Origin of the sequence: Ensifer sp. BR816, assembly GCF_000378985.1 — a bacterium.
Lineage (GTDB): Bacteria > Pseudomonadota > Alphaproteobacteria > Rhizobiales > Rhizobiaceae > Sinorhizobium.
On the sequence record NZ_KB905370.1, the window covers coordinates 4,762,783 to 4,787,773 of the forward strand.

Sequence of the window (24,991 nt, forward strand, 5' to 3'; positions counted from 1 at the left end):
ACGAAACTCGGGACGGGAGGCTACGGATAGGCGGCAGAACGAGGCAATATGTGTGCGGTTTTCCGCCCGCACCTGCTCTCGGCTTTGGAATCGGCTGTCCAAACGGGTGGGAAACGTGTCGGGAAGACTTGTTGTTATCGGTGGCGGCCAGGCGGCCTTCGCTCTCGTTGCCAAGCTCCGTGCATTGCAGGACGCTCGCCCGATCACCATCCTCGCTGCCGAGGCGAGCCTTCCCTATCAGCGCCCGCCGCTCTCCAAGAAATACCTGCTTCGCGAAATGACGCTCGACCGGCTGCTCTATCGGCCGGAGCCGTGGTATGTGGAACACGGGATCGAGATTCGCCTGTCGACAACCGTCACCCGGGTGGACCGTCACGCAAGAGAAGTCACGCTCGACGACGGCTCGAAGCTTGCCTACGACACGCTGGCTTTCACAACGGGCGCCACGCCGCGCCGGCTACCGGCGGCGATCGGCGGCGACCTCGCAGGCGTCTATGTGGTGCGCGATTTCAAGGATGCGGACCGGCTTGCCGAGGAGATGAAGCCGGAGCGGCGGGCCTTGGTGGTCGGCGGCGGCTATATCGGCCTGGAGGCGGCGGCAGTTGCCCGCACTTGTGGGCTGGACGTCACCGTGATCGAGATGGCGGACCGTATCCTGCAGCGTGTGGCGTCCGCCGCGACCTCCGCGATCGTCCGCGAGATCCACCGCTCGCATGGGGTCGATGTCCGCGAGCGGATGGGCCTTCATCGGTTGATCGGCGAAGACGGAAAGGTGACCGCGGCGGAACTCTCCGATGGCTCGGTCATCCCGGTCGACGTCGTCATCGTCGGCATCGGCGTGGCGGCAAACGATGCCCTGGCGCATGATGCGGGCCTCGAAACTGCCAACGGCATCCTGGTCGACAGCCACGGCCGGACATCCGATCCGGCGATCTTTGCGATCGGCGACTGCGCGGTGCTCCCCTGGCAGGACATGCGCGTCCGTCTCGAATCCGTCCAGAACGCCGTGGACCAGGCGGAAGCGGTCGCCGCCATTCTCGCCGGCGGTTCCGCGCCCTATGACCCCAAGCCCTGGTTCTGGTCGGACCAGTATGACGTCAAGCTGCAGATCGCCGGTTTCGGGCTTGGCCACGACGAAACCCTGGTCCGCCCCGGCCAGCGCGAGGGCAGCGTCTCGATCTGGTACTTCCGCCAGGGCAAGCTGATCGCCGTCGACGCCATCAACGACGCCAAGGCCTATGTGACCGGCAAGAAGCTGCTCGAAGCGGGCGTGACGCCCGATCCTGCGCTCCTGGCCGATCCGCAGATCGACCTCAAGTCGTTGCTGGCATAGCGGCGGGCCGCCGCCCCGGCGGCTCCGGCTACGCGAGAATTCGTTAACACTGTCTGGTTGAATTGGCGCCGGGCTCGCCCATTTTTCATCCTTCCTTAAAGAGAGCAAAGCGAACAGATAGCGCCCGACGTGGGACAAGCGCGTGCGGGGCTGTGCGTTTATTTGGGCGACCTGCGATGTTCAAGATTCTCTCGTGCCTCGTCGTGGAACACGATCTGCGGCTGGTGGCGTTGGCAGCGGTAATTTGTGCCCTGTCGAGCTATGGTGCCGTGACGCTGCTTCAACGCGCCCATCTTTCCAAAGGCAGGCCCCGGGCGATCTGGCTGGGAGCGGCGGGCATCGCCAGCGGCTTCGGCATCTGGGCGACCCATTTCATCGCCATGCTCGCCTATGACGCCGGTGTCGTGCTCGGCTATCAGCCACGCCTTACCACCTTGTCGCTGATCGTCGCGATCCTGCTGACGACCTCGGCCCTGACAATCGCCACCTATGCGAAGGGCCGTCCCGCATGGCTGCTCGGTGGTTTGGTGCTGGGCGCCGGAGTGGGCTGCATGCACTTCATCGGAATGGCCGCACTGGAACTGCCTGGTTTCATACGCTGGGATTCGACGCTGGTCGTCGCGTCGGTCGTGGCCGGGGTGCTCTTCGACATGGTGGCGATCTATGCGATCAATCGAGGCGGTCACGCGCCGAAAGCCCAGTTCGTCGCAACATTGGCGATGACGCTCGGCATCGTCGTGCTGCACTTCACGGCGATGGGTGCGGTGACGATCGAAGTCGAGTTCGCGGCCGGGACGCGGGAAGGCATGATCCAGCCGCATCTTTTCGCCTTCGTCCTCGCCGGCACGGCCTTCTTTCTTCTATCCGCCGTGCTGATTGCTGCCGGCTTCGCGCGCCAGGCCGAAATCCTCGCCGCGGCCTCGGAGAAGGAGTTTTCCCGCTTCGTGCGCAGCGTCAAGGACTATGCCATCTACATGCTCGATGTCGACGGCCGTGTGGCGAGCTGGAATGCCGGCGCCGAGGCCAACAAGGGATACGTGGCCGAGGATATCATCGGCAAGAACTTTGCCTGCTTCTATTCGCCCAGGGATCAGGCGGCAAACCTGCCGGCGCGCGCCCTGCGCATCGCTCTTGACGCCGGGAAGTATGAAACCGAGGGCTGGCGCTACCGGAAGGATGGCACCCGCTTCTGGGCGCATGTGGTCATCGATCCGATCATCGGCGAGGACGGCGGGCACGCCGGCTTCATCAAGATCGCCAAGGACATCACCAAGCAGAAGGAGGATGCCGATCGTATCGCCGAGGTAAGCAAGAATCTCGATATCGCGCTCGAGAATATGAGCCAGGGCATATGTCTCTTCGATCATGCCGACCGCCTGCTGATTTCGAACCGTCGCTGCCTCGAGATATTCGATCTTCCGGACTCCATGGCAGGCAAGGGCTTCACGTTTCGCGAAGTCCTTGATCGGGCATTTGCCCGCAGCTATCCGGACCCGGCGGTCGCTCAGGCGAAGGCAACAGAAGCCTATCAGAGACACAGGCTGGACATCGTCGCGAAGGGCGGCGGAGACCTGGTCGAGAAATTGTCGAACGGTCGCTCGATCCTCGCCAAGCACCGCACCCTTCCCGATGGCGGCTGGGTTTCCACCTACGAGGATATTACCGAGCGGCTCGACTCCGAGGAGCAGATTTCCTTCCTCGCCCGCCATGACAGCCTCACGGGTCTGCCCAACCGGCTGCAGTTCAACAGTCACCTGGATGAGGAGCTCGATGCGGCTCAATGGTTCTCGCGCAAGGTGGCAGTCGTCGGGATCGATCTGGACAAGTTCAAGGAAATCAATGATTTGCACGGTCATGCTGCCGGCGACTTCGTGCTCGTCACGATCGCTCAGCGGATGAAGGAGCGCCTTCAGGAAGGCGAATTCGTCGCCCGCTTCGGCGGCGACGAATTCGCTGCGGTGAAGCGCTTCGAGGACCTGTCCGAGCTCAACGATTTCGTGCGACGGATCGAGAAATGCCTGCAGGAAGAGATGCGCTTCGGCGATTTCGAGCTGAAATCCGGCGGCAGCATGGGTGTGGCAATCTATCCGCAGGACGCTGAGACCGCCGATACGTTGATCAACAACGCCGACCTCGCCATGTATCGCGCCAAGGCGGCACTCAATCAGTCGATCTGCTTCTACGAGGTCTCGATGGACGAGGCTGCGCGGGGCCGCAGGGCGCTCGCAAACGATCTTTGGGAGGCGGTGGAGAAGAACCAGCTGGCGCTGCACTACCAGGTCCAGAAATCGGTGACGACATCGGACGTGATCGGCTACGAAGTCCTGCTGCGCTGGAATCATCCGGAACGCGGCATGGTCCCGCCGAACGAGTTCATTCCGCTTGCCGAAGAATGCGGCGCCATCTTGCCGATCGGCGAATGGGTGCTGCGCGAAGCCTGCCGCGAGGCGGCCGGCTGGGACGCTGAGTACAAGATCGCCGTCAACCTGTCGCCGGTGCAACTGGCGAATGGCGACGTAGTCAGCCTCGTCCGCACCGTTCTCGTCGAGACCGGGCTCGACCCGAAGCGGCTCGAACTGGAAATTACCGAGTCGACGATCATCGACGACAAGGAACGCGCCCTGATGACGCTTCGCGACATCAAGGCGCTTGGCGTGACGATCGCCATCGACGATTTCGGCACGGGCTATTCCTCGCTTGAAACGCTGCGTTCATTCCCCTTCGACAAGATCAAGCTCGACAAGAGCTTTATGTCGGAAGTCGAAGGCAGCCCCCAGGCAAAGGCCATCATCCGCGCCATCCTTGCCCTCGGCCACAGCCTGCAAGTGCCAGTGCTCGCCGAAGGGGTGGAAACGCAGAAGCAACTCGACATTCTCCATGCGGAAGGCTGCGACGAGGCGCAGGGCTATCTTCTCGGGCGGCCGGCGCCGATCGGTTCGGTGGTCGGTGTCAGGACCGAAGCCGCCTGAGGCGCTCGGAAGGCCTGGTAGCGGCATCCGATCAGATTGGAATGGGAAATCGGGAGAGCGGGTGTGATACCCCCCTCTGCCCTGCCAGGCATCTCCCCCACAAGGAGGGAGATTGGCTGGAAAGCGCCGATCTGCCCCGCTCCAGCATGTGTATGCCGAAATCAAGGCACCTGCTAAGTCCATGTACGGATATTTGATGGGCGGGACATTGCCACTTGCCGATCTCCCCCTTGTGGGGGAGATGCCCGGCAGGGCAGAGGGGGGTATCTCCGACCGCAGCAACGATTCCAGCAGAGGGCCCTGCTCTGATGCAAGCCACTCGGCGCTGGGCATGAAGGCGCCGGCTTGCGGACGAGCGTGAAGGCCCGGTGGGAGATCGCCCGACCAGTGCGCGAAAGCGCCTGGAGGGGCGACTACAGCGCCGCGCGTCTTATCAGACGCGCAAAGGTCGCTGTAGCACTTTGAATTGCTGCGTGTCTTTGTCCTTAAATCGAGGTCGATTTAAGGAGACATGCAGTAGCTTGACGTAATCGTCGGCGGAAATCGCGAATAGCAAAAGGGCGGCTCGAAGAGCCGCCCTTCCGATCCGGATGGATCACCTGTGCTAAGGCTGTCGCCTTATCACATCATGTCCATGCCGCCCATTCCGCCCATGCCGCCCGGCATTGCCGGAGCGTCCTTCTTCGGCAGCTCGGCGATCATGGCTTCGGTGGTGATCAGCAGCGAAGCAACCGAAGCTGCGTCCTGGAGCGCGGTGCGAACGACCTTGACCGGGTCGATGATGCCCATGGCGATCATGTCGCCATATTCGCCGGTCTGGGCGTTGTAGCCGAAGTCGTCGGTGTTCTTCTCGAGGATCTTGCCGACAACGATCGAGGCTTCGTCACCAGCGTTTTCCACGATCTGGCGGGCCGGAGCCTGCAGAGCGCGGCGAACGATGTTGACGCCAGCGTCCTGGTCGTCGTTCTCGCCCTTGGCGGTGATCTTGACGGAGGAGCGCAGCAGGGCGACGCCGCCGCCCGGTACGATGCCTTCCTGAACGGCAGCGCGCGTCGCGTTGAGCGCGTCGTCGATGCGGTCCTTCTTTTCCTTCACTTCAACTTCCGTCGCACCGCCGACGCGGATGACGGCGACGCCGCCAGCGAGCTTGGCAAGGCGTTCCTGCAGCTTCTCGCGGTCGTAGTCCGAAGTGGTTTCTTCGATCTGCGCCTTGATCTGGCCAACGCGGCCTTCGATGTCGGCCTTCTGGCCGGCGCCGTCGACGATCGTGGTGTTTTCCTTGGAGATCGACACCTTCTTCGCACGGCCGAGCATGTCGAGCGTGACGTTTTCGAGCTTGATGCCGAGGTCTTCGGAGATCACCGTGCCGCCCGTCAGGATGGCGATGTCTTCGAGCATGGCCTTGCGGCGGTCGCCGAAGCCCGGAGCCTTGACGGCAGCGATCTTCAGACCACCACGCAGCTTGTTGACGACGAGGGTTGCAAGAGCTTCGCCTTCGACGTCTTCAGCGATGATCAGGAGCGGCTTGCCGGTCTGGACGACGGCTTCGAGAACCGGGAGCATGGCCTGGAGGTTCGAAACCTTCTTCTCGTGCAGGAGAATGAAAGCGTCTTCGAGGTCGGCGACCATCTTTTCCGGGTTGGTGACGAAGTAGGGCGAGAGGTAGCCGCGGTCGAACTGCATGCCTTCGACGACTTCGAGCTCGGTCTCGGCGGTCTTGGCTTCTTCAACCGTGATGACGCCTTCGTTGCCGACCTTCTGCATCGCTTCGGCGATGTCGAGGCCGATCTGCTTCTCGCCGTTAGCCGAGATCGTGCCGACCTGGGCGACTTCGTCCGAGGTGTTGATCTTCTTCGCCTTGGCGAGCAGGTCCTTGACGACTTCGGCAACGGCGAGGTCGATGCCGCGCTTCAGGTCCATCGGGTTCATGCCGGCAGCAACGGCCTTGGCGCCTTCGCGAACGATGGCCTGGGCGAGGACGGTTGCCGTCGTCGTGCCGTCACCGGCGATGTCGTTGGTCTTCGAAGCGACTTCGCGGACCATCTGGGCGCCCATGTTCTCGAACTTGTCTTCGAGTTCGATTTCCTTGGCGACCGAAACGCCGTCCTTGGTGATGCGCGGAGCGCCGAAGGACTTGTCGATAACGACGTTACGACCCTTCGGGCCGAGCGTTACCTTGACTGCGTCGGCGAGGATGTCGACGCCGCGCAGCATCTTTTCACGCGCGCTGCGGCCGAACTTGACTTCTTTAGCTGCCATTTTTGAAAGCTCCTGGTTTCGAAGTTCCGGGACGGGCCCGGTTTCAAATTACGGAAGGTCGGGTTGCCGGCCGATCAGCCGATGATGCCCATGATGTCGGCTTCCTTCATGATCAGAAGGTCTTCGCCGTTGATCTTGACTTCGGTGCCGGACCACTTGCCGAACAGGACGCGGTCACCAGCCTTGACGTCGAGCGGAACAACCTTGCCGCTTTCGTCACGGGCACCCGAACCGACAGCCACGATTTCGCCTTCTTGCGGCTTTTCCTTCGCGGTGTCCGGAATGATGATGCCGCCCTTGGTCTTTTCTTCAGACTCGACGCGGCGGACGACAACGCGGTCGTGCAGCGGACGGAAGTTGGTGCTTGCCATTGTCTAATCCCTCGATCAAATGACATTGCGGATCGTTCATCGACCCGGTGGATGGGTGTTTAGCACTCATGTCTGAAGAGTGCTAGCGCCGCCGAGATAAGGCTGGCTACCGAACGAGTCAAGGATCGACTTCGAGATTTTTTTGCCGGCCGCGAACGTTGACATGAAAAGCGGTTTTTTGTTTCATGTGTCGATGGGGTAAGCGAATGCCCCACGAGGCGTCATGCTGGAATTCGCGTCCAACAGCTATCAAGGACGTCGTATCATGGCCTCGTTCAACTCCATCTCTCCCGAAAAACTTGCCCGGCTCGTCGGCACTCCGAAAGCCCCCGTCCTCATCGATGTCCGCGATGACGACGATTTCGCCGCCGATCCTTTTCTCGTGCCGTCGTCGTTCCACCGGTCCCATGCCGATACGCCCGAATGGGCGGACGCATACAAGGACCAGTGGGTCGTCGTGCTCTGCAAGCACGGCGGCAAACTCAGCGAAGGCGTTGCCGCATGGCTTCGGCACGCCGGTGCGTCTGCGGAAATACTGGAAGGCGGTCTCGAAGCTTGGCGCGAGGGGGATCTGCCTCTCGTGCCGATGGCGAGCTTGCCGAATGCCGATCCCTCGGGCGGCACAGTGTGGGTGACGCGCTCCCGGCCGAAGATCGACCGTATCGCCTGCCCATGGCTGATCCGCCGCTTCGTCGATCCGCGCGCCCGGTTCCTCTACGTGGCGCCGGCCGAGGTCGAAGCGGTCGGCGAGCGTTTCGGCGCAACGCCGTTCGACATCGAAGGCGTGTTTTGGAGCCACCGCGGCGACGACTGCACGTTCGACACGATGGTCAAGGAATTCTGCCTTTCCTTCCCTGCCTTGGAGCATGTCGCCCGCATCGTCCGCGGTGCCGATACCGACAGGCACGATCTCGAGCCGCAGGCGGCCGGTCTTCTCGCCGTATCGCTTGGTCTATCCCGCATGTATGCCGACGACCTCGAACAGCTCGAGGCGGGGATGACCCTTTATGACGCCCTCTACCGCTGGGCGCGCGATGCGAGAGAGGAGAAGCACGATTGGGTATCGCACGGCGGCAAGGGGAAGCGGACGTGATCGACCAGACATCGGCGATCGCCCCTCCGTCATCGGAGCGGACTACCCCGATCGCAAGCCGACCTGGGGGAGGGCGGCGGCGGTCGTTGCCGTTTGGGGGGCTCTTTGGCTCGCCCCCTTCCTCCTGATCGCGGCTGTCTTCGGCGGTCCGAACGTCTACACCGACATCGGCGTCTTCTTCTCGCAGATGGCGGTCGTCACCTTCGGCGGCGCCTATGCGGTTCTTGCCTATGTGGCACAGCAGGCGGTCGAGACCTATCATTGGCTGCAGCCGGGCGAGATGGTCGATGGACTGGCGCTGGCGGAGACGACGCCGGGACCGCTGGTGCTCGTGCTCGCCTTTGTCGGCTTCATGGGAGCGCATAGGGCGCCGGTCGGTGTCGATGCGCTGACGTCTGGTGTGCTCGGCGCGACGCTTGCGACCTGGGTCACATTCGTTCCGTGCTTCCTCTGGATCTTTCTCGGCGCGCCCTATGTCGAGCGGCTGCGCGCCAACGCCGCGCTCTCCGGCGCTCTGTCGGCGATCTCGGCGGCGGTCGCGGGCGTCATCCTCAACCTCGCCGTCTGGTTCGGCCTTCACGTCCTTTTTGGCCGCGTCGAACGGTTGGAGAGCGGCCCCCTCTCACTGCCCTATCCGGACCCGGCGACGCTCCAGCCGGCTGCGCTGTTCCTGACTCTGTTGGCGGCGGCTTCGCTTCTGTGGTGGAAGCGCGGCATTTTCCAGACGCTGGCAATCTGTGCGGCCGCCGGCTGGCTGCTGATGCTTGTCTGATTTCGCTGCGCCCGCCGGTGCCGAATCGTGGGAAGTGCGGCGTTTTTCTGCGGGCGAGGCTTGTATTCTTGGCCCTTCCTTGCGATGTCAGCCGGGAAGCCGAGTTTGCAGGAAGCCAGGATGGCCGTCAGGATCAACAGTTTTCGGGAAATCGCCGGCCGATACGACGTGGTGCTTTGCGACGTCTGGGGCGTGCTTCACAATGGCGTTCAGGCTTTTGCCTCCGCCTGCGAGGCGCTTGCCGAGGCGCGCGCCCGCGGCGTGACGGTCGTCCTCATCACCAATTCGCCGCGCCCGCATCCGAGCGTCAAGGTGCAGATCCGCGGCCTCGGCGTTCCCGACGAGGCCTATGATCGGATCGTCACCTCCGGCGACGTCACGCGGGCACTGATCGCTTCCGCCGAGAAGAGGATATTCTTTATCGGCGCCGATCGCGACCTGCCTTTGCTCGAAGGATTGGGCACCGAGATCGTTTCGGCGGAAGAGGCCGAGACGATCGTTTGTGCCGGTTTTTACGACGACGAGACCGAAACGCCCGAACACTACCGCGCCACGCTGACGGCGCTCGCCAAGCGGAAAATACCGTTCATCTGTGCCAATCCCGATCTTGTCGTGGAACGCGGCCATCGGCTGATCCCTTGTGCAGGCGCCATTGCCAAGCTCTACGAGGAACTCGGCGGCGACGCGCGCATTGCCGGCAAGCCCTACAAGGCCATCTACCGCGCCGCGCTGGGGGAAGCGAAGGCAGTGAGAGGTGCCTTCGATCTGGCGCGGGTCATCGCCGTGGGGGACGGCATGCCGACCGATGTGAAGGGGGCGCAGGACGCGGGCTTCGATCTCCTCTATATCAGTGCGGGCATCCACGCGCAGGAATACATGCATGAAAGCCGCACCGACGAGGCGAAGCTTGCCGCCTTCCTGAAAAAGGAAGGGGCGACGCCGAAGTGCTGGATGCCCCGGCTCGCCTGACAGGACGACGGCCATGACGGTTTTTCATCGCAACGAAACCCGTGATCCGCTTCCCGAACGCCTGCGCGGCGGCGTGATCGCGATCGGCAATTTCGACGGAGTCCACCGGGGCCATCAGTCGGTGCTGAACCGTGCGCTTGATGAAGCAAAGGGCCGCGGCGTTCCGGCCCTCGTGCTCACCTTCGAACCGCATCCGCGTACCGTTTTCAGGCCCGACCAGCCCGTGTTCCGCCTGACCCCGGCACCGCTGAAGGCGCGCATCCTCGAGGGAATGGGTTTCGGCGCCGTAATCGAATACCCCTTCGACCGGACCTTTTCCGAGCTTTCGGCCTCCGATTTCATCCATCGCATCCTGCGCGAATGGCTGCACGCGTCGCACGTCGTCACTGGCTTCGATTTCCACTTCGGCAAGGGACGCGAAGGCGGCCCGGCCTTCCTGATGGCAGCCGGTGCCAAGGAGGGTTTCGGCGTGACGCTGGTCGACGCTTTTCGCGACGAGAACGCCTCGGTGATCTCCTCGAGCTTCATCCGTTCCTTGTTGGCCGAGGGTGACGTCTCGCACGCGGCCGGCCTGCTCGGCTATCGCTATACGGTCGAAGCCGAGGTGATCGGCGGTAAGAAGCTCGGACGCACGCTCGGCTATCCGACCGCGAACATGCGCTTGCCGCCGGAGGTCGAACTCAGGAACGGCATCTATGCGGTGCGCTTCCGTCGCGCCGACGGTTCCCTTCATGACGGCGTCGCAAGCTTCGGCCGCCGTCCGACGGTCGACAGCGACGGCGAAGCGCTGCTGGAGACCTTCGTCTTCGACTTCTCCGGCGACCTCTATGGCGAGGTCTGCGCCGTCTCCTTCTTCGGCCATCTGCGCGACGAGCTGAAATTCGACGGGCTCGAGCCGTTGATGGTGCAGATGAAGGAGGACGAGAGGGAGGCGCGTGCCCTTCTTTCCGGCGTGCAGCCCTTGAGCGACATCGACCGCATGATCAACTTTGTCTGAGGTCGGCACGGAAGTACGCTTGCTTCTCGGCCAAAGAATCGAGCCATGCTGTGCTCGCGGACCTTTTCAAAAGGCCGAAAACGCCTTAAACAACCGGCCACTATGATCAGGCACCGTCGATTGACCATCGATCAGCGAATTATTGGCCCGGCTTTCCGTGCGCGCTAGAGCGTGCCGGAAGGTCCGGGATTTCGGCGTTTCACGCCCTTCCAGTCATCTTCGAGATACCGAACCCTTCCGCCTGCGTGATCATCCGCGCGGAAAAGACGAATGCAAAAGACCATGACAGAAACCGCTGAAAAGATCGACTATTCCTCGACGCTCTACCTGCCGCAGACGGAGTTTCCGATGCGCGCCGGCCTGCCGCAGAAGGAGCCGGAAACCGTCGCCCGCTGGCAGCAGATGGAGCTCTACAAGAAGCTTCGTGCTTCCGCCGCCGGCCGCGAGAAATTCGTGCTGCATGACGGCCCGCCCTATGCGAACGGCAACATCCATATCGGCCATGCGCTGAACAAGATCCTCAAGGACGTCATCAACCGCTCGTTCCAGATGCGCGGCTTCGACGCCAATTACGTCCCCGGCTGGGACTGCCACGGCCTGCCGATCGAATGGAAGATCGAGGAGAAGTATCGCGAGAAGGGCCGTAACAAGGACGACGTCCCGGTCAACGAATTCCGCAAGGAATGCCGTGATTTCGCCAGCGGCTGGATTCAGGTTCAGACCGAGGAATTCAAGCGTCTCGGCATTGAGGGCGACTTCGAAAATCCCTACACGACGATGAACTTCCATGCGGAAGCGCGCATCGCCGGCGAATTGATGAAGATCGCCAGAGCCGGCCAGCTCTATCGCGGCTCGAAGCCGGTCATGTGGTCGGTGGTCGAGCGCACCGCGCTTGCCGAGGCCGAAGTCGAATATGCCGATGTCGAAAGCGACATGATCTGGGTGAAGTTCCCGGTGACCGAGGGACCGGATGCGCTTGCCGGCGCCTTCGTCGTGATCTGGACGACCACGCCCTGGACAATCCCCGGCAACCGCGCCATCGCCTATTCGTCGCGCTACGCCTACGGCCTCTACGAAGTGGCGACCGCCGAGAACGAGTATGGCCCGCAGCCCGGCGAAAAGCTGATCTTCGCCAAGCGCTTGGCGGACGAGTCGGCCGCCAAGGCGAAGGTCACCTTCAATTTCGTCCGCGACATCGAAGCAGACGAGCTTGCAGCGATAACCTGCGCGCACCCGTTGCATGGCCTCGGCGGGGGCTATGCCTTCAAGGTGCCGTTGCTCGATGGAGAACACGTCACCGATGACGCCGGTACCGGTTTCGTCCATACGGCGCCCGGGCACGGCCGCGAGGACTTCGATGCCTGGATGGACAGCGCCCGGGCGCTTGAAGCGCGCGGCATCTCTTCGGCGATCCCCTTCACCGTCGACGACGCCGGTTACTTCACCGCCGAGGCGCACGGCTTCGGTCCCGACGCCGAAGGCGGCGCCGGCCGCGTCATCGACGACAAGGGCAAGAAGGGCGACGCCAATGACCGCGTCATCAAGGCGCTGATCGCCCGCCACGCGCTTTTTGCCCGCGGCCGGCTGAAGCATTCCTATCCGCATTCCTGGCGGTCGAAGAAGCCTGTCATCTTCCGCAACACGCCGCAGTGGTTCGTCTACATGGACAAGGACTTCGGCGATGGCACGACGTTGCGCTCGCGGGCGTTGAATGCCATCGACGAAACCCGCTTCGTCCCGGGCGCCGGCCAGAACCGCCTGCGCGCCATGATCGAGCAACGCCCGGACTGGGTTCTGTCGCGCCAGCGCGCCTGGGGCGTGCCGATCGCGATCTTCGCCGACGATGACGGCCAGATCCTCGTGGACGACGCCGTCAATGCCCAAATTCTCGAGGCCTTCGAGAAGGAAGGGGCCGATGCCTGGTTCGCCGAGGGAGCGAAGGAACGCTTCCTCGGAAACGACCACGACCATGCTCGCTGGAACCAGGTCATGGACATCCTGGATGTCTGGTTCGATTCCGGCTCGACCCACACCTTCACGCTCGAGGACCGTCCGGACCTGAAATGGCCGGCCGATGTCTACCTCGAGGGCTCCGACCAGCATCGCGGCTGGTTCCATTCCTCGCTCCTCGAAAGCTGCGCAACGCGCGGCCGTGCGCCCTACGACGCCGTCGTCACCCATGGTTTCACCATGGACGAGAAGGGCGAGAAGATGTCGAAGTCGAAGGGCAACACCGTCACCCCGCAGGAGGTGATGAAGGATGCCGGCGCCGACATCCTGCGCCTGTGGGTGATGACGACCGACTACTGGGAAGACCAGCGCCTCGGCAAGACGATCATCCAGACCAACATCGACGCCTATCGCAAGCTCAGGAACACCGTCCGGTGGATGCTCGGCACGCTCGCCCACGACAAGGGCGAGGTGATCGCGCTCGCCGACATGCCCGAACTCGAGCAACTGATGCTGCATCGCCTTGCCGAACTCGACCGGCTGGTGCGCGACGGCTACGACGCCTTCGACTTCAAGCGGATCGCCCGCGCGCTGATCGATTTCTCGAATGTCGAACTCTCGGCCTTCTATTTCGATATCCGCAAGGACGCGCTCTACTGCGATGCGCCTTCGTCGCTCCGCCGCCGCGCCGCGCTCAATGTCATCCGCACGCTGTTCGATTGCCTGGTGACGTGGCTTGCGCCGATGCTGCCCTTTACCGCCGAGGAAGCCTGGCTTTCCCGCAATCCGCAGGCCGTCTCCGTGCATCTCGAGCAATTCCCGGCCGTACCGGCGGAATGGCGCAACGATGCGCTGGCCGAAAAATGGCGGAAGATCCGGGAAGTGCGCAAGGTTGTCACCGGCGCGCTCGAGATCGAGCGCAAGGACAAGCGCATCGGCTCCTCGCTGGAAGCCGCGCCGGTCGTCCACGTCGCCGATCCGGATCTGAGGGCCGCCCTTGACGGTCAGGACTTCGCCGAGATCTGCATCACCTCGGCGATTGCGATCGACGCCGCCGAGGGGCCGGACGGCGCGTTCATCCTGCCGGAAGTGGCCAAGGTCGCAGTCGTGCCGAAGCTTGCCGAGGGCCGCAAATGCGCGCGCTCCTGGCGGATCACCACCGATGTCGGATCCGATCCGCTTTATCCGGATGTGTCGGCGCGAGACGCCGCCACATTGAGGGAACTCGGCTTCGAAGCTTGACGGATGTTGCCGGGTGAATTGCGCTTGGCGCATTCATCCGGTACAACCTGCCCGAAATTTGGCGGATTTTTCCGCCATGGGGCGTTTAATGACCGCGGTGGGCGCGGTGCGGCGGGCTGGAAGGAACTTCATGGAAATGACGCGAGCGTTGCGGGTGTTTGCGAGCTTGGCTGCTGTCGTGGCGGGCAGCCTGGCGCTTTCCGGCTGCATCGGCGGCCCGACCTATGGTACGGACAAGACGGCAGGCGAACAGCTGGTCGACGACCTTGGCAGCGCCATCAGCCTGGCTCCGCCGAAGAAGGACCCGGTCAAGTACCAGCCGCGTGCCGGCCTGGTATTGCCGCCGCAGGGAGAGCAGGCTTCGCTGATCCAGCCGCAGCAGTCGCTCGCAAGCCGCGAGGCCAATCCCGCCTGGGTCGAGTCGCCCGAGGAGGTGCGCGATCGGCTGCGCGAAGAAGCCGACGCCAACAAGAACAATCCCAACTACGTCTCGCCGCTCGCGAAGGCGAGCGCCAACGGCCGCCGTCTTTCCGCCAAGGAACAACAGGCGGCCTATCGCGAAGCCCGCAAGATCGAGCAGGGCGCTTATTCCGACAAGCGCCGTTTCCTGAGCGACCCGCCGCTCGAATATCGCCGACTGCCAGAGGGTGCCGAAGCGGATCTCGGCGAGTCGGAGAAGGACAAGGAGCGCCGGCGCAAGAAGGCGGCGCAAGTCGCCAACAGCGGCAGCAAGTGGTACTGGCCGTTCTAAGCGATGGCCATCAGCATTCGCGATGCAGTCCCGGCCGATGCGGCGACGATCCTGCGTTTCATCACCGAACTCGCCATCTATGAGAAGGCCGAGCACGAGGTCGAGGCGACGGTCGATCTCTTGACGGCGTCGCTATTCGGGCCGGGCTCGATCAGCCGGGCAGTGATCTGCGAGGTCGATGGCGCGCCGGTCGGCTTCGCCATCTGGTTTTACAACTATTCGACCTGGCAGGCGCGCAAGGGCCTCTATCTCGAGGATCTCTACGTGACGCCCGAGCATCGCGGCTCCGGTGCGGGCAAGATGCTGCTCAAGCACTTGGCCCGCATTGCGATTGCCGAGGGCTGCGGCCGCTTCGAGTGGAGCGTTCTCGATTGGAACGAGCCCGCCATCCGTGTCTACGAGGCGATCGGCGCCGAACCGCTCTCGGAGTGGACGCGCTACCGGCTGACGGGCCAGGAGCTCGAGGCGCTCGCCGCCAGCTGATTCTATCCATCAACGCCGGGCGGCGAAAAAATCGCGAAGCAGCTCGGCCGCTTCGCGCTCGGCGAGGCCGGAATAGACGTCCGGCACATGATGGCAGGTCGGCGAGCCATAGAACCTTACGCCACTTTCGACGGCGCCGCCCTTCGGGTCCTCGGCGCCGTAGTAGAGGCGGCGTATGCGGGCAAACGAGATCGCCGCAGCGCACATGGTGCAGGGTTCGAGCGTGACATAGAGATCGGCGCCGGAGAGCCGCTCGTCGCCGACGGCGGCCGCCGCCTGGCGGATCGCCTCGATCTCGGCATGGGCGGTAATGTCCCGCAATTCGCGCGTGCGGTTTCCGGCCGCAGCGACCACTTCGCCGTCGAGCACCACGACGGCGCCGATCGGCACCTCGCCGCGTGCCGCCGCTTTGCGCGCCTCGACGAGCGCCGCATCCATGTAGCGGGTCGTTTCCGCCATCACGTGCACATAATTCCTCTTAACCCACGGCCTTCGACCTGATAGGACAGCCGCAAAAGGCAGGCAACAGAAATGACATTCAAAGACAAGTCCACCGGGCCCGGCAAGGGAAAAGGTCGGAAGGGCAATTTTCCTTCCGGCGAGAAGAAGGCCAACGCGGCACGGCCCGGCAAGGGCGCAGCGCCGGGAGCCGACGTCGGCGCCGACGAGCCGCAACGCATCTCGAAGATCCTGTCGCGCGCCGGCGTTGCCTCGCGTCGCGACGTCGAGCGGATGATCATGGAAGGGCGGGTCAGCCTCAATGGCGTCGTGCTCGACACCCCGGTCGTCAATGCAACGCTCGCCGACAGGATCGAGGTCGACGGCCATCCGATCCGCGGTATCGAGCGCACCCGCCTCTGGCTCTATCACAAGCCGGCCGGTCTGGTGACGACCAATTCCGATCCGGAAGGTCGGTCGACGGTCTTCGACAACCTGCCGGATGAGCTGCCGCGCGTATTGTCGATCGGCCGCCTCGACATCAATACCGAGGGCCTGCTGCTTCTGACGAACGACGGCGGGCTCGCGCGCGCGCTCGAATTGCCCTCGACCGGATGGTTGCGGCGCTACCGTGTCCGCGCGCATGGCGAGATCGATCAGGAAGCGCTTGACCGGCTGAAGGATGGCATTGCCGTCGATGGCGTCCTCTATGGTGCGATCGAGGCGACGCTCGACCGGGTCCAGGGTTCGAACGTCTGGATCACCATGGGCCTGCGCGAAGGCAAGAACCGCGAGATCAAGAACGTGCTCGGGGCCCTCGGCCTCGACGTGAACCGCCTGATCCGGATTTCCTATGGGCCGTTCCAGCTCGGCGACCTGCCCGAGGGCCATGTCCAGGAGATCCGCGGCCGCACGCTCCGGGATCAGCTCGGCCCGCGCCTGATCGCGGAAGCGAAGGCGAATTTCGACGCGCCGCTCTACAACGACCAGCCGGCCGCGGCGGAAAAAGAGATCCACAGCGAGGACGCTGAAAAGGGCAAGCCGGAACGCGGTGCCTGGCGTGAAAAGCCCGAGGACAAGCGCGAGCGGGCGCTTGCTCGCCTTGATACGCAGCGCGATGACAGCCGTTCGCGCGATCGCCGTGATCGTCCCCGCGAAAAATTCGAGGATCGTCCGCCGAGGGCGCCCGCCAAGCGCAGCCGAACGGCAAATGTGTGGATGGCCCCTGGCGCGCGCCCGGTCGCGGAAAAGAAGCCGAAGGCGGCCGAGGAAGACCCGTCAGCGAAGCCCGCTCGTCGCGAGCGTCCGGAAGGCGCGCCGAAGACGAAGCGCTACGGCAGGACGAAAGACGGCGCGGCCACGAAAACATCGGCAAAGTTCGATCCCGACCGCAAGGCCGGTGCCAGCAAGGGCGCTGCTCGGCCGGACCGCGCTCCGCGTCCGTCGGTCAAGCGTGCCGACGAGGACGGGGACTGGATCAGCGCCAGCGAACCGGTCCGCCGCAAGGACGACGCGCGCGACGGCGGTTTTGAACGGCGCCGGTCCTTCGATCCCGGCGAACGAAAATCGCGCGACCACGGCGATCGCCCGCCGCGCCGCGAAGGCAGCGAGCGCCCTCGTGGCGAGCGTCCGGCGCGGGCCGCAGGCGACAGCCGCGCATTCTCCGAAAAGCCACGGACAAGCCGCAGCAAGGAAGATCGCCCTCAAGGCCGCGAAGGCGGCGATCGTCCGTTCGGCGACCGGCCCCGTGGAAAGCCGGCCGGCGGCAAGCCGGCGGGGGGAAAGCCGTTCGGTCAGCGCTCAGGCGGTCCACGCGGCGGCAAGCCCGGCGGCGGCAAGCCCAGCGGTGGCAGACCCGGCGGCAAGCCCGGCGGTAACAAGTCCGGCGGTCGCACGGGCGGCGGCAAGCCGCGCGGCAAGGGGAAGTAACCGGCCGTGCGCATCGTCGGCGGAGAGTTTCGGGGCCGCACGCTCGCCACGCCCAAATCAAATGATATCCGGCCGACCACCGACCGGACCCGCGAAAGCCTGTTCAACATCCTGAGCCATGCCTATCCCGAGGCACTGGAGGGAACCCGCCTTCTCGACCTTTTCGCCGGCACCGGCGCGGTCGGGCTGGAAGCGCTGTCGCGGGGGTGCCGGCAGGCGCTCTTCGTCGAACAGGGGGTCGAGGGGCGCGGGCTCATCCGGGTCAATATCGAAGCGCTCGGGCTCCAGGGCCGCGCCAAGATCTTTCGCCGCGATGCCGTGGACCTCGGCCCGGTCGGCACGATGGAGCCGTTTCATCTGGTTTTCGCAGATCCGCCCTATGGCAGGGGGCTCGGCGAGCGTGCGCTCGAGTCGGCGGCAGCCGGCGGATGGCTCGTGCCGGGCGCTCTGGTGGTGCTGGAGGAGCGGGCCGATGTGCGACCGCAATTGTCCGGAGCCTTCGATCTGCTCGACGATCGCGCCTTCGGCGACACGCGAATGCATTTCTACCGATTTCTTGGCGCTTGATCTAAGTTGGACCTTTCTGGCCCGCCTGACTGGGCCACCGGCTGAGCGCGGACGGAGCGGAGAACGGCAATGGAGCAGCACGTATCTGCACGGCGCGATCGGCCGGACCTGGCGGGCGAACCGACGATCGCGCTCGCGCTTGGCGGCGGCGGTGCGCGCGGCCTGGCCCATATCCACATCATCGAGGCGCTTGACGAGATGGGCATCCGGCCACTGGCGATTGCCGGCTCGTCCATCGGCGCGATCATGGGTGCAGGCATGGCCGCCGGCATGACCGGCAGCGAAATTCGCGCCTATACGCTTTCAACCGTCGGCAATCGCGGCGAAGTGCTCAACCGCCTGTGGCAGCTGCGTCCGAGCAGTCTGTCGGAGGCCGTGTCGAGCGGCTTCCGCTTCGGGCAGTTCAATATCGAGCGGGTGCTGACGGCCTTTCTTCCCGAGGCGATCCCCGCACGTTTTTCCGACCTGCTGATACCGCTGAAGGTCACGGCGACCGATTATTACGGGCAATCCGAGCGCGTCTGCGAGCATGGCGATCTGCGCAAGGCGATCGCCGCCTCCTGTGCCCTGCCAGCGATCTTCATGCCCGTCAAGATCGAGGGCCGCGTCATGATCGATGGCGGCATGTACAATCCGATTCCCTTCGACCACTTGCGCGACCTTGCCGACATCGTCATCGCCGTCGACGTCGTCGGCGGTCCTGATGGCGACGGCAAGACGATACCGAGCCGCATCGACAGCCTGTTCGGCGCGAGCCAATTGATGATGCAATCGATCATCGCCATGAAAATGAAAGCCGGCGCCCCGGATATTCTGCTCCGCCCGGATGTCGGCCGATTCCGCGCCTTGGATTTCCTGCGTGCCCGGGAGGTGCTTGCCGCCACGGCTGCGACGAAGGAACAACTGAAGCGGGCGCTCTCCGAACGGATCGACCAATGGCAGGCGGGGCACTGATTTCGCTCGCCGCCACGCTTCCCCCTTCAGTCGGCACTGGCCATCGTATCGCCGGCTCGTCCGTTCTCTCCGGGCGGCAGCTGAGGCAGCATTCGCTCTTCCGTCTCCACGGTGTGGTCGACGTCCCGTTTCGGCTTGACCAGCGGTTCCGGCCGCACAGGCTCTGAATGCAGCATGTGGCGGCCGGCCGTGATGCCCTCGGCCTCCTGCAGCACCAGCCGCGCCTCGTCGCGGCGGCGGATGTCGTCCATGATGGCGATTGCTTCCTCGCCGCCGACGCCGAGCGCCTCGATTGTCTTGCGGCCGAACAGCAGGCCGGACTCGAACGTTTCGCGCAACTCGTATTCGACCCCCTGGGCACGCAGTTCCAGCGTATGCAGGCGATCGTAGGAGCGCGCGAAGATGCGGGCGTTCGGATATTCCGCCTGGACGAGGCTGATGATCCTGTCGGTGATCTCCTTCTTCTGTGTACAGACCGCCACGATCTTCGCCTTCTCGATCCCGGCCGCCCTCAACACGTCGAGCCGTGTGCCGTCGCCGAAATAGATGCGGAAGCCGAATGTCGCCGCCTGGCGAACGCGTGCGGCAGAATGGTCGATGATCGTCACCTCGCGACCACCGGCCAGCAGGATCTGCGCGGCGATCTGGGCGAAGCGGGAGAAGCCGATCATCAGCACGTCGGCGCCGGCGCCTTCGAAATCCTCCTCGATTTCGTCTTCCATGTCCTCCTGGTCGCGCAGAAGCCGCTTCGACAGCAGGGCAGCCACGGGCGTCAATGCCATGGAAAGGGTGACGATGGCGACGAGCAGGGAAGCGACGCCCTGCGAGAATACGCCAGCAACGGCGGCGGTCGTGAAGAGCACGAAACCGAACTCGCCGCCCTGGGGCAGAAGGAGGCCGATGCGCACGGCGTCATTGTGGTGAGAGCCCGTCGCCCGGCAAAGCCCGTAGATGACCAGGCTCTTCACCGCCATGAGGAGTGGTACCGCCACAAGGATCAGAAGATAGTTCTCGACAATGACGTGAAGTTCGAGCGACAGGCCCACGGCCATGAAAAACAGCGCCTGCAGGATGCCGCGAAATGGCTCGATATCGGCTTCGAGCTCGTGGCGATACGAGGATTCCGCGAGCAGTACGCCCGCCAGAAAGGCGCCCATTGCCATCGACAGGCCGGCGAGCTGCATCATCGTCGCCGCCCCCATGACGACGAGCAGGGCGGCCGCAATCATCACGTCGCGGGCGCCGGTGCGGGCGATGGCCTGGAAGAGCGGATTGAGCAGGTAGCGACCTGCCGCAAAAAGCGCGGCAATGGCGGCGACCGCAACGGCGAAAGCCTGGAGCGGCGTCATCGTGGCTTCCGGTGCCCGTGCCGCCATGAGGGGAATCAGCGCCAGGAGTGGGACGATCGCCAAGTCCTGGAGCAACAGGATGGAGAAGGCGCGCTGGCCGTAGCGCGTGTTTGCGTCGTTGTTCTCATCGAGGATCTGCATGGCGAAGGCCGTCGATGAAAGCGCCAGGCCGAATCCCGCGATGATGCTTCCGCCCGGTTGGAGCAGGCCGAAGAAGGTGATCAGAAAAGAGAGAACGAGACCGGTTACGACCACCTGCGCGGTGCCGAGGCCGAAGATGTCGCGCCGCATCTGCCACAGTCGCGACGGCTTCAGTTCCAGGCCGATGATGAACAGCAGGAACACGACGCCAAGTTCGGAGACATGAAGGATTTCCTCGCCCTCGGTGATTTGCTGGGCGACCGGGCCGATCAGGATGCCGGCGGCGAGATAACCGAGGATGGTGCCGAGTCCGAGGCGCTTGAACAAAGGTGCTGCAAGAACGGCGCCGCCGAGCAGCATCAGCGCCTGGGTGTAGAGGATCGGTGTCGTTTCCATGCTCGACGCTTTCATGCTAACGGCGTTCGACGACCTCAAACGGGAGCGTTCGGCCGGATATCATTCGGATGCTGGGCGGGGAATCATCGCGATGCCCTTGATGCGTGCTCCACTGCACAATAAATGGGGCAGGAATGAAAGGCCTAATCATGTCCGAGACGATCGATTCCGCCACCCTCCAACAACGCGCCGCCGAGCTGGTGGACCGTGCGCGCCGGGCCGGCGCGGAGGCCGCCGACGCGGTCGTCGTGCGGGGCCGTTCCCGCGCGGTCTCCGTGCGGCTGGGCAAGGTCGAGGCGACGGAAGCCTCCGAAAGCGACGAGTTCTCGCTTCGGGTATTCGTCGGGCGGCGCGTCGCCAGCGTTTCGGCCAATCCAGGCTTCGATCTGAAGCTCCTGGCGGAGCGTGCCGTGGCGATGGCGAAAGCTTCGCCGGAGGACCCGTTTGCCTCGCTCGCCGCTCCCGATCGGTTGGCGACATCCTATCCGGATCTGGATCTCTTCGACGCGTGCGAGGTTTCGACCGAGACTCTGACCGAAGCCGCGCTTGCGGCCGAGGCGGCGGCGCTTGCGGTGCCCGGCGTCACCAATTCGAGCGGCGCCAGCGCCTCCGCCGGCATGGGCGGTTTGGTTCTGGTGACGTCGCATGGATTTTCGGGTTCCTACATGGCGACCCGTTTCGGCCGCTCCGTCAGCGCGATCGCCGGCGAAGGCACCAAGATGGAGCGCGACTACGATTATGACAGCCGGCTCTATTTCGACGAGCTTCGCAGCGCCGACGATATCGGACGCGTTGCCGGCGAGCGGGCGGTGGCGCGCCTCAACCCGCGTCAGGTCGCCACCGCCAGGAACGTCACCGTGGTCTTCGATCCGCGCATGGCGCGCGGGTTCGTCGGACACTTGGCGGGCGCCATCAACGGTGCCGCGGTGGCGCGCAAGACGAGCTTCCTGCGCGACATGATGGGCAAGCAGATCATGAAGCAGGGCATCGCCGTTACGGACGATCCGCTGATCGTGCGCGGCTCCTCCTCGCGTCCCTTCGACGGCGAGGGGGTCACCGGCTCGAAGCTGTCGATGGTCGAGGATGGCGTGCTCAAGCACTGGTTCCTCTCGACGTCGGCGGCACGGGAACTGGGGCTCGAGACCAATGGGCGGGGCGTGCGCGGTGGGCCGACGGTCAATCCGGCCTCGACCAATCTCGCCCTGGAGCCGGGGACCATTTCGCGCGACGAACTGATCCGCGGCGTCGGCGCCGGCTTCTACGTGACTGAGCTCATCGGCCAGGGTGTCAACATGGTGACGGGCGAGTATAGCCGCGGCGCCTCCGGCTTCTGGATCGAGAACGGCGAGATCACCTTCCCGGTGTCGGAGGTGACGATCGCTTCCAACCTCAAGCATATGTTCATGGCTTTGACGCCTGCCGACGATATCGACAGGAAGTTCGGCATCGCCGCACCGACATTTGCCATCGAAGGCATGACGCTTGCCGGAACGTGAGTGCTGGCCGTAAGTTCCTGCCAGAATGAGACGCGTGGGCTCGGTCCGGCGCTTGAAGGAGTCGAATGTCAGAAGCAGCCATCCAGACCGCCCCCAGCTGGGACGAGGATCTCAAGGTCATTCTCGCCGCAGCGGTGGCCGCAGGCGATACCGCGCTCGGATATTTCCGCAAGACCGTCGACGTGCGCTGGAAGAATGAAGGCCGCTCCCCCGTGAGCGAGGCCGACCTCGCCGCGAACGACATACTGAAGACAAGGCTGCTTGCGGCGCGGCCGGACTATGGCTGGCTTTCCGAGGAAACCGACGATGACGCGACGCGCCTTTCCCGCGACACCGTCTTTGTCGTCGATCCGATCGACGGCACGCGTGCCTTCATCGCCGGCAAGGATCTTTGGTGCGTCAGCGTTGCCGTCGTTCACCAAGGCCAGCCGACGGCCGGCGTGCTCTATGCGCCGGCGCTCGGGGAAGTCTACCAGGCGACCCGTGCCGGGGTGGCGCGAAAGAATGGCGTGGAGATTGCCGTGCGTGACCCCGTGCCGGACGAGCCGCTGCAGGTGGCGATGGCCGAGGACATCGCCGGAAAGCTCGTCTCCCCCCATAACGAGAGGCTGGCGCGCGTGCCGCACGTGCCGTCGCTCGCCTATCGTTTGGCGATGATCGCCGATGGCCGCATCGACGGCACGATCGTCAAGAAGAACGCGCACGACTGGGATCTTGCCGCGGCCGATCTCATTCTGGAGCGTGCTGGCGGCGCGCTGCGGGGGCTCGACGGCATGCCCCTGTCCTACAATCGCCCGATTGTCAGCCATGGAGTTCTGGGGGCCGGATCCGGGCTTGTTCTGCCGGAATTGCTGGCCGCCTCCAGGCCGTTCGACTCCCATTGACCTTTGGGTGCGAATGCCGCAAACCAACGCCGACGTTTTGAAAGAACAATGGGAACACAATGGCTCAGAATACCGACAAGAAGCAGCTCCTGCACCTCGTCTTTGGCGGCGAGTTGACGACGCTGACCGACGTGCAGTTCCGCGATCTCAACAACCTCGATATCGTCGGCATCTTCCCCGATTTCGAGAGCGCCCATGTTGCCTGGAAGGCCAAGGCGCAGATGACCGTGGATAATGCCCATATGCGCTATTTCATCGTCCACATGCACCGGCTGCTCGATCCGGAAAATGATTAATGTCTTGATTGGCGCGGGTAAGGGCGAGCGTTTATGAGTAGCCTGCGCGCACGGCTTGCGCTTTCCAGCTATCGTTGGCTTGGCACGGCGATCTACCCGTTTGTCGGACCTTATCTGGCCTTGCGGGCGGCAAAGGGCAAAGAGGATCCGGCGCGGCGCCGCGAGCGCTACGGCCATGCGAGCGCGCCGCGCCCGCCAGGGCCGCTTGTCTGGTTTCATGCCGCCAGCGTCGGCGAGACGGTCGCGGTAACGCCGCTGGTCAAGGAAATCCGCCGCCGCGGCATCGCCGTGGTCCTGACGACCGGGACGACGACTTCGGCGCGGGTCGTCGCCGAGCGCCTGGGCACCGCCGTCATCCATCAGTATGTGCCGCTCGATTTCAAGCCGGCGGTGAGCCGCTTCCTCGACTATTGGCAGCCGGATCTGGCGATCATCGCCGAGTCGGAAATGTGGCCGATGACGATCGTCGAACTGGGGCGACGCCACATTCCGCAGGTTCTGGTCAACGCGCGCCTGTCGGACCGGACGTTCGCCCGTTGGAAAAAGCGGCCGTCGCTCGCCGATGCACTGTTCGAGAACCTCGCGCTCGTCATCGCCCAGTCCGATGTCGATGCGGAACGTTTCCGTTCGCTCGGAGCGCTGCCGGTGATGGTGTCCGGCAATCTCAAGGTTGATACCGATGCGCCGCCGCATGACCCGCAGGCACTGCGCGACTATGCCCAGCAGATCGGTTCGCGCAAGACCTGGGCGGCGATCTCCACCTTCGAGGGCGAGGAAGAGGCGGCAGGGGTCGTCCACCACGCTCTGAAGCAGCGTAATGGTCTCCTGACGATCGTCGTTCCGCGTCATCCCGAGCGCGGCGACGCGGTTGAAGCGGCATTGATGGCCAAGGGACTGAAGGTCGCGCGCCGCACGCGCGGCGATCGCCTGACGCCGGATGTCGACATTTTCCTCGGCGACACGATCGGCGAAATGGGCCTCTATCTGCGGCTGACCGAGGTTGCTTTCGTCGGCCGTTCGCTCTTTGCCGAAGGCGGGCAGAATCCGCTCGAACCGGCCATGCTCGGCTGTGCGGTGCTGTCGGGCAGCAATGTCCAGAATTTCCGCGAGACCTATCAGACGCTCGCCAAGAACGGCAGCGCCAAGATCGTCCGCGATGTCGAAATGCTGGCGAAAGGCGTCAACTACCTGCTTGGCAACGACGACATGCGTCGCTCGATGATCGACGCCGGGCTTGAAACCGTGCAACAGATGCGAGGCGCGCTGACGGCGACGATGAAAGGGCTCGAACCCTATATCAATCCGCTGGTGGTCAAGGCGCGGCTCAGGCCGCGGGCTGAAAGCTGACAACA

The 24,991-nt window shown here is 64.1% G+C and carries 20 protein-coding genes; 16 read left to right on the forward strand and 4 right to left on the reverse strand.

Going from position 1 to position 24,991, the window contains the following annotated elements; all coding sequences use genetic code 11:
• Positions 1-115: 115 nt before the first annotated feature.
• Both RHIBR816_RS0122795 and RHIBR816_RS0122800 read left to right on the forward strand, forming a co-directional pair.
• Complete coding sequence (locus RHIBR816_RS0122795) at positions 116-1,333, forward strand: NAD(P)/FAD-dependent oxidoreductase (protein ID WP_026187331.1); 1,218 nt, start codon at positions 116-118, stop codon at positions 1,331-1,333.
• 176 nt (positions 1,334-1,509) lie between these two features.
• Positions 1,510-4,302, forward strand: a complete 2,793-nt coding sequence (locus RHIBR816_RS0122800) for an EAL domain-containing protein (RefSeq protein WP_018238915.1) — start codon at positions 1,510-1,512, stop codon at positions 4,300-4,302.
• A gap of 621 nt (positions 4,303-4,923) precedes the next feature.
• Here the strand turns inward: RHIBR816_RS0122800 and groL are convergent.
• Both groL and groES read right to left on the reverse strand, forming a co-directional pair.
• A complete protein-coding gene (gene groL / locus RHIBR816_RS0122805; protein ID WP_018238916.1) occupies positions 4,924-6,561 on the reverse strand; it encodes a chaperonin GroEL in 1,638 nt (545 codons plus the stop codon).
• A 74-nt stretch (positions 6,562-6,635) separates the two neighbouring features.
• On the reverse strand, positions 6,636-6,932 hold the full coding sequence (gene groES / locus RHIBR816_RS0122810) for a co-chaperone GroES (protein ID WP_012706990.1): 297 nt from the start codon (positions 6,930-6,932) through the stop codon (positions 6,636-6,638).
• A 265-nt stretch (positions 6,933-7,197) separates the two neighbouring features.
• On the opposite strand from groES, the gene RHIBR816_RS0122815 reads away from it, so the two are divergent.
• From RHIBR816_RS0122815 to RHIBR816_RS0122845, 7 genes are all read left to right on the forward strand, one after another.
• Positions 7,198-8,025, forward strand: coding sequence for a sulfurtransferase/chromate resistance protein (locus tag RHIBR816_RS0122815; RefSeq protein WP_026187332.1), 828 nt, complete (start codon positions 7,198-7,200; stop codon positions 8,023-8,025).
• A complete protein-coding gene (locus RHIBR816_RS34555) occupies positions 7,967-8,797 on the forward strand; it encodes a chromate transporter (RefSeq protein WP_018238918.1) in 831 nt (276 codons plus the stop codon). Before RHIBR816_RS0122815 ends, RHIBR816_RS34555 begins: the two co-directional genes overlap by 59 nt.
• Positions 8,798-8,917: 120 nt before the next feature.
• On the forward strand, positions 8,918-9,766 hold the full coding sequence (locus tag RHIBR816_RS0122825) for a TIGR01459 family HAD-type hydrolase (protein WP_018238919.1): 849 nt from the start codon (positions 8,918-8,920) through the stop codon (positions 9,764-9,766).
• A 13-nt stretch (positions 9,767-9,779) separates the two neighbouring features.
• Positions 9,780-10,763: a bifunctional riboflavin kinase/FAD synthetase gene (locus tag RHIBR816_RS0122830; protein WP_018238920.1), complete on the forward strand. Its 984-nt coding sequence runs from the start codon at positions 9,780-9,782 to the stop codon at positions 10,761-10,763.
• 282 nt (positions 10,764-11,045) lie between these two features.
• On the forward strand, positions 11,046-13,955 hold the full coding sequence (ileS, locus tag RHIBR816_RS0122835; RefSeq protein WP_026187333.1) for an isoleucine--tRNA ligase: 2,910 nt from the start codon (positions 11,046-11,048) through the stop codon (positions 13,953-13,955).
• A gap of 130 nt (positions 13,956-14,085) precedes the next feature.
• The gene (locus RHIBR816_RS0122840) at positions 14,086-14,706 is read left to right on the forward strand and encodes a hypothetical protein (protein WP_018238922.1); all 621 of its coding nucleotides are present in this window, start codon (positions 14,086-14,088) and stop codon (positions 14,704-14,706) included.
• A gap of 3 nt (positions 14,707-14,709) precedes the next feature.
• Positions 14,710-15,189, forward strand: a complete 480-nt coding sequence (locus tag RHIBR816_RS0122845; protein ID WP_018238923.1) for a GNAT family N-acetyltransferase — start codon at positions 14,710-14,712, stop codon at positions 15,187-15,189.
• Positions 15,190-15,198: 9 nt separating this feature from the next.
• On the opposite strand, the gene RHIBR816_RS0122850 is transcribed toward RHIBR816_RS0122845, so the two are convergent.
• Positions 15,199-15,648: a nucleoside deaminase gene (locus RHIBR816_RS0122850; RefSeq protein ID WP_018238924.1), complete on the reverse strand. Its 450-nt coding sequence runs from the start codon at positions 15,646-15,648 to the stop codon at positions 15,199-15,201.
• Positions 15,649-15,720: 72 nt separating this feature from the next.
• Here RHIBR816_RS0122850 and RHIBR816_RS0122855 point away from each other — a divergent pair, with 72 nt between their 5' ends.
• The 3 genes from RHIBR816_RS0122855 (at position 15,721) to RHIBR816_RS0122865 (ending at position 19,077) form a co-directional block, all read left to right on the forward strand.
• On the forward strand, positions 15,721-17,556 hold the full coding sequence (locus tag RHIBR816_RS0122855; protein ID WP_018238925.1) for a pseudouridine synthase: 1,836 nt from the start codon (positions 15,721-15,723) through the stop codon (positions 17,554-17,556).
• A gap of 6 nt (positions 17,557-17,562) precedes the next feature.
• Positions 17,563-18,123: a 16S rRNA (guanine(966)-N(2))-methyltransferase RsmD gene (gene rsmD, locus RHIBR816_RS0122860; protein ID WP_018238926.1), complete on the forward strand. Its 561-nt coding sequence runs from the start codon at positions 17,563-17,565 to the stop codon at positions 18,121-18,123.
• A 69-nt stretch (positions 18,124-18,192) separates the two neighbouring features.
• The gene (locus RHIBR816_RS0122865) at positions 18,193-19,077 is read left to right on the forward strand and encodes a patatin-like phospholipase family protein (RefSeq protein WP_018238927.1); all 885 of its coding nucleotides are present in this window, start codon (positions 18,193-18,195) and stop codon (positions 19,075-19,077) included.
• A 26-nt stretch (positions 19,078-19,103) separates the two neighbouring features.
• Here RHIBR816_RS0122865 and RHIBR816_RS0122870 read toward each other — a convergent pair whose 3' ends face one another.
• The gene (locus RHIBR816_RS0122870; RefSeq protein ID WP_018238928.1) at positions 19,104-20,963 is read right to left on the reverse strand and encodes a monovalent cation:proton antiporter-2 (CPA2) family protein; all 1,860 of its coding nucleotides are present in this window, start codon (positions 20,961-20,963) and stop codon (positions 19,104-19,106) included.
• 149 nt (positions 20,964-21,112) lie between these two features.
• On the opposite strand from RHIBR816_RS0122870, the gene RHIBR816_RS0122875 reads away from it, so the two are divergent.
• The 4 genes from RHIBR816_RS0122875 (at position 21,113) to waaA (ending at position 24,986) form a co-directional block, all read left to right on the forward strand.
• Positions 21,113-22,459 carry a TldD/PmbA family protein gene (locus RHIBR816_RS0122875; RefSeq protein ID WP_018238929.1) on the forward strand — a complete coding sequence of 449 codons (1,347 nt, stop codon included), beginning with the start codon at positions 21,113-21,115 and terminating at the stop codon, positions 22,457-22,459.
• A 65-nt stretch (positions 22,460-22,524) separates the two neighbouring features.
• On the forward strand, positions 22,525-23,343 hold the full coding sequence (locus RHIBR816_RS0122880) for a 3'(2'),5'-bisphosphate nucleotidase CysQ (protein WP_018238930.1): 819 nt from the start codon (positions 22,525-22,527) through the stop codon (positions 23,341-23,343).
• A 59-nt stretch (positions 23,344-23,402) separates the two neighbouring features.
• Entirely contained in the window at positions 23,403-23,639 is a 237-nt protein-coding gene (locus tag RHIBR816_RS0122885) for a DUF4170 domain-containing protein (RefSeq protein ID WP_018238931.1), read from the forward strand.
• Positions 23,640-23,672: 33 nt separating this feature from the next.
• Complete coding sequence (gene waaA / locus RHIBR816_RS0122890) at positions 23,673-24,986, forward strand: lipid IV(A) 3-deoxy-D-manno-octulosonic acid transferase (RefSeq protein WP_018238932.1); 1,314 nt, start codon at positions 23,673-23,675, stop codon at positions 24,984-24,986.
• Positions 24,987-24,991 lie beyond the last annotated feature (5 nt).